Genomic DNA, 4,313 nt, shown 5'->3' on the forward strand with positions numbered 1-4,313 from the left:
GAATTATCAAGAGCTTTCTCCCTGCTCACGCAGGTGGGCAAAGACGAGCCGCGCCTTCATCTCGCCGCGGATGAGGCTGGAAGGCTGGCAGCGCTTGTTGATCGCTGGCTGGCGAGAGGCGCGACGCCCAGCCACGTGACCAGTGCTCTGACATCGGGGCTTCCGCCGCGAGTGCATCAGGCTGCCGCTCTGGTCCGGCACCGGCTCACGGTGAAGATGCCGCCCGAGCCGTCGAAGCCGGCACCTCGTGTCACTTGGCACGAATGCGCTGAATGCCGAGTTCCTATGCGAGCTCAGGGGCTGTGCGGTGATTGTTCCGATGCTGCGCCCCAGGCTGCTCCGACCGCCATCAAGAAGGGCGGCCGGGCAGGGTTCGAGCTTGCTCGTGCCCAGATCCGTGGGTCGGTACCGGCGGCTCAGTGCTGACGGCCTGCTTGACGCCGAGGGCGGCCTCGGTGGAAAGGCGCGATCCGCGAACACCTCGAATGGCCGCCGAAGTCATCCTGCCACCGCGAACTCATATGCCACTCGCTCACGCTAGTGAGTGTCCCCAACAGCCTCAAGCGCCAGTTCCCACGGGTACGTCTCTAGCCGACCGCCACCGGTCCCTGCCGGATGTGGCACGAACCCGCCGTTGCCGACGAGCACCGTGACACCCTCCTCCCGCAGGGAATCCACCGATCGCCCGAACACCCGGTTTGCTGCGAGGGAAGCGTTGACGAAGGGCAGTACGGCGATCGGGATACCGGACGGCGTCAGCTCCGCCAGCAACCCCAGGGCGTGCGTATCCGCGATGCCCGCCGCCCACTTGTTGATCGTGTTGTAGGTCGCGGGCGCGACGATCACCGCATTCGCCGGCGGCAGCTTCCCGGGTTCGCCCGGCCGCCGGTATCGGGCCCGAATCGGGTGGCCGGTCAGCGACTCCAACCCGGGCACGTCGAGGAAGTCCATGGCGCTCGGGGTCGGGGCCAGCCACACATCCCACCCGCCGGCCCGCGCCAGCTTCACCAGCCGGTCAACCATCGGGGCAGGACCTGCCGCACAAGGGATCACGTAAAGGACTCGGGTCACGCTTGCACTCCAGCACGGCGGGCGAGAGCGCGCATCTCGGTACTCGGGTTGCGGCTCGGGGCGTTGATCAGATTAGCGATCAGCGTCTTACTCCCGGGCCGGCACCTCGCCTCTTCTGGCGCGATCCGCTCGGCGGCCAGCAGCACAGTCTCCGCCTCGGCGTATCGGCCGAGTTGGTGGTGGGCCAACGCGAGATCGATGCCGAACGTCCCGCGTCGCTCGCGCGGCAGCAGCGCCACAGCGGCGCGGTCGATACCTTCTGCGTACTGCACCGCCTCGTCTGGGCGACCGAGACGGACCAGAGACGACACCCAGTGCAGATCGACGTTGGTCGGCCCGAACGCTGTCTCCTTGTCGCTCGCGTCAGACGCGAAGCGCCACTGCGCGACTTTGCTCGCTTCGTTGTGCATCGCCGACGCGGTGTGTGCGTCGCCGTACTTCGCTGCCGCGATCTCTGCCGCGAGCAGCACCATGCCGTACATCGCCGCAACTTCGAGAGTCGACGTGGCGACCTCGGGCTGCATCTGCGTAGCCATCGCTAACAGAGCGTCCAGCGCGGCTTCGGTACGCCCGAGGTTGGTCATGGCGCGCGACACCGAGCGAGTTGCGCGGGCGAGGGTGTACAGGTCGTCCGTGGTCTGGGCGGCGACCATCGCTCGGTCGGCGGCCAGCCACGCAGTCTGATCGGCGCCGAGTTTCAGCAAGGTCGAGCTCGCGATCCGATACACCTTGACGAGCACCCGGATGGACTCCGCGCCTGGCTGTTCCTTCGCCGCGCGCTGTGCCTCGATCAACAACTTGGGTAGGTCTCGTCCGATGCTGGAGAACCGCGAGGCCAGGAAGGCTTCGTCGAGGAAGTTCACTCTTTTGGCGAGGTTGGCTGACTGGGGATGTTCAAGAGCATTTACTGGTGCTCCGAGTATCACCTCGTAGTGCTCCAAGGCACCAGTGATCGCGGCGATCTCCGCCGCGTCCGGGGCGCGGGTCGCTCGCTCGGCTTCCGCAGGATCGGTGAGAGCTTCGACGGTAACCCCGAGCGCCTGCGCGACGCGCTCCAGCAACGGCAGGCGTGTGAGCTCGCGCTGGCCGTTCTCGATGGCCTTGACCCAGGACGGCGACCGATCGACGCGGGAAGCGAAGGTCGCCCGGTCGAGTCCGCGTCGTATGCGCCAGTACCTGACCCGCTCACCGGTGCGGTTGCTCATCGGGGTTCCCGTCACGCCAAGTAATGCTGCCGTGCATCCAGCGTATCAACGGACACATTTTGTAGCCGCCGGGTCGCGCACGCTGCCTTAGCTTCAGGTCGAACGGTTCCCTGACATGCGAAGGAGCAGCGCCAATGAGTCGTCGCCCGAGCGTTCCAGCAGCTCTGGCCGAAGCGTAATCAGCCGCCGACGGCGACACGGTACTGCCGATCGCCCCCGCGCCCGCCCAAGTACGGCGTGCTCGATAGCCGGACATCTTCCCGACCAGTTTCGATTCCGCAACGAGGCACCTATGGATACCCAAAACCAGCCCGCTACCGTGGCCAGCCCTCAGCAGTGTGTAGTGCGCGGGGTCACCGAGCCCTGGCACGCTCAAGCTCGGCCCGGTGGTGTGGAAGAGCCCAGCTATACCTTCGGCGAGGGCCGCAGGCAATCCGAGCCGTCAGTTCGGATTGTAGCCGCGTCTAGCGGCTTCGGGATATCGGCGGGTTCCGCATGAGGCGGCTCGAGGATATCAGGGCCCTTCTGACCGAGCACAGCGATGCCCGGATCCTCGGGCAGGTGCCGACGATGTTCGGGATCGCTGTGACGCCCGCCGAGACCGAGTTCCGGCGCCAACTGCTGTCCGCGGGTCACTCCAGCAGCTATTTCGCGCTGCTGGGACTGGCCGCGACGTTGACCTTTGACGCTGGGGAGTACTTCCGCACCGGTCATGAGGCGCGGCGCGATCAGGGCGAGTGGCATGGCTACCACCGGGGTGTGCAGACCTCGCTGGCCTGCCTGGTGATGCACGAGACCGACCGCAACCCCGGCACGGCGGCGCTGCTGGTGGCCGAGCACACCGAGACGTTGATCCGGTGCCGGTGGACCACCGACCGGCCCGCCAAAGGCGGTGGGTGAGCTGTGGAGATCTGGTCGAAGGAGTTTCCCGGCCGGTCCGAGTGCTTGGCCGAGGTCCGCCTCTTTTCCTTCGCCGTGCTCGGGGACTGCGACGCGGCACACATGGTGGCGCTGGTCGCTGACGAGTTGGCTGGCAACGCGATCAAGCACACCGCCAGCGGCGAGCCCGGAGGGGAGTTCGTCGTGCGGCTGGCGCGGTTCAGCGACCGCTGCCGGGTCCGGGTCGACGACCAGGGCGGGCCCTCGATCCCGGCAATCCGCACCCCGTACGAGGACGACGAGGCCGGGCGTGGATTGACCATCGTCGCCACGCTCTCGGCCCGCTGGGGCACGGATGGCGACGAGACGGCCCGCTCGGTCTGGGCCGAGATCGCGTTTGATGAGGCCCCGGCGATACCCGAGCCCGGCGGCCCGGCCGCCGGGCTCCCCTCTCAGGTGGGTGCGAAAAGAGGGGTCGGCATGACGACTGACGACGGCGGGAAGCGTTGATGGCGCTGTGTGCTGACTATGCGGCGGAGCGGACCTTCCGGCGGATCGTCGCCGGCCTGCGGTCCGCCCGCCTGGAGGCCGGGACGTCACAGAACGCCCTGTCGGTGGGCCTGCCGGTTCGGGGCCGGGCGATTTCGGAGTGGGAGACCGGGGCGATAGAGCCGACCCTGGGGCATCTGATCCTGTGGTCGCGCGCGCTCGGCCGGCGCCTGGTGATCGTCGGCCGGGACGGCAATCTGCGGGTCGGCCCATCGCGGCCTCGGCCCGGGGAGCTGTGGGAGATCTTCGAGCGCCGGCGCCTGGCCGTCCCGTTGCGGAACCGAAGGTTGGCCTTGGGGATGGGGCAGGGGGAACTGGGCCGGCTGGTCGGCGTCAGCCGGGACTCGATCCAGCGCTGGGAGCTGGTCCGGGTCCCGCCGCGGCCGATCGCGCACGTGGTGTGGGCTCAGAGACTCGGCTATACGCTGGACGTTTGGCCGATCGCGCCTACTACTGCCGACGGTGCCGGGCGGCTTCGTGGGCAGGGCCCCGGAGTGTTTAGGTCTCGACCGGGTTTGAGGTGGTTGTGACTGGCGGGTCTGGAGTGACGAACGAGCACGGCGCTGGGAGATCATGGAGTTCTCTAGGCTCATGATCATCGGAGTGCCG

5 protein-coding genes are annotated in these 4,313 nt (G+C 67.7%); 3 read left to right on the forward strand and 2 right to left on the reverse strand.

Translation table 11 applies throughout. The features are described from left to right. Nucleotides 1-537 precede the first annotated feature (537 nt). Nucleotides 538-1,023 (reverse strand): flavoprotein, encoded by a 486-nt coding sequence (locus tag IZR01_RS48340; RefSeq protein WP_228561410.1) that lies wholly within the window; start codon nt 1,021-1,023, stop codon nt 538-540. Nucleotides 1,024-1,067: 44 nt separating this feature from the next. Beyond that, nucleotides 1,068-2,276 carry a helix-turn-helix domain-containing protein gene (locus tag IZR01_RS48345; RefSeq protein WP_194927800.1) on the reverse strand — a complete coding sequence of 403 codons (1,209 nt, stop codon included), beginning with the start codon at nt 2,274-2,276 and terminating at the stop codon, nt 1,068-1,070. A gap of 495 nt (nt 2,277-2,771) precedes the next feature. Here IZR01_RS48345 and IZR01_RS48350 point away from each other — a divergent pair, with 495 nt between their 5' ends. The 3 genes from IZR01_RS48350 to IZR01_RS48360 are packed head-to-tail and all read left to right on the forward strand — an operon-like array spanning nt 2,772 to nt 4,234. Then, nucleotides 2,772-3,176, forward strand: coding sequence for a hypothetical protein (locus IZR01_RS48350; protein ID WP_194927801.1), 405 nt, complete (start codon nt 2,772-2,774; stop codon nt 3,174-3,176). A 3-nt stretch (nt 3,177-3,179) separates the two neighbouring features. Continuing rightward, entirely contained in the window at nt 3,180-3,665 is a 486-nt protein-coding gene (locus IZR01_RS48355) for an ATP-binding protein (RefSeq protein WP_194927802.1), read from the forward strand. Then, nucleotides 3,665-4,234, forward strand: a complete 570-nt coding sequence (locus IZR01_RS48360) for a helix-turn-helix transcriptional regulator (protein WP_194927803.1) — start codon at nt 3,665-3,667, stop codon at nt 4,232-4,234. Before IZR01_RS48355 ends, IZR01_RS48360 begins: the two co-directional genes overlap by 1 nt. The last annotated feature ends 79 nt before the right edge of the window (nt 4,235-4,313 follow it).

Origin of the sequence: Catenulispora pinisilvae, assembly GCF_015356865.1 — a bacterium.
In the GTDB taxonomy this organism is placed as follows: Bacteria; Actinomycetota; Actinomycetes; order Streptomycetales; family Catenulisporaceae; genus Catenulispora; species Catenulispora pinisilvae.